At 48.5% G+C, this 532-nt stretch carries 1 protein-coding gene and 1 pseudogene; both read left to right on the forward strand.

What is annotated here, in order from left to right:
- A partial coding sequence (locus tag GMA8713_RS27205; RefSeq protein WP_198159623.1) for an anhydro-N-acetylmuramic acid kinase occupies window positions 1-114 on the forward strand: 114 nt, incomplete at its 5' end.
- A 15-nt stretch (window positions 115-129) separates the two neighbouring features.
- A pseudogene (gene murQ / locus GMA8713_RS26440) lies at window positions 130-532 on the forward strand (N-acetylmuramic acid 6-phosphate etherase); the annotation flags it as partial.

The raw sequence follows: 532 nt of genomic DNA on the forward strand, positions 1-532 counted from the left end.
ATGGCTTTTGCTTGGCTTGCTCAACGTCGTCTGCATAATTTACCCAGCAATCTACCAGAAGTAACCGGAGCAAGCGCTCTCGCTTCGTTGGGTGTGGTCTATTTTACTCATTAATAAGTAAGGAATGGTATGACTAATGACGCGCTGCTCTCTGCGCTTTCTCACCTTACTTCCGAAGGTCGCAACCCTGACACAATGGATATTGACCTACTATCAGCACAAGAAATTGTAGAACGGCTCAATCAACAAGATAAACACGTTCCGCTGGCCGTCGAAAAAGTCCTTCCGGAGATCGCCTTAGCCGTGGATCGAATTACCTATGCCTTCAAACATGGTGGTCGATTAATCTATATCGGTGCAGGAACCAGTGGCCGATTAGGCGTTCTTGATGCGTCTGAGTGCCCTCCAACACTTGGGGTTAGCGATCAGATGGTGATTGGTTTGATTGCCGGCGGGAAAGAGGCCATGTTCAGTGCTCAAGAAGGGGCGGAAGATTGCGCAGAACTCGGCATTCAAGATCTCAAAAGTGTTC

Origin of the sequence: Grimontia marina (genome assembly GCF_900060185.1) — a bacterium.
GTDB lineage: Bacteria > Pseudomonadota > Gammaproteobacteria > Enterobacterales > Vibrionaceae > Enterovibrio > Enterovibrio marinus.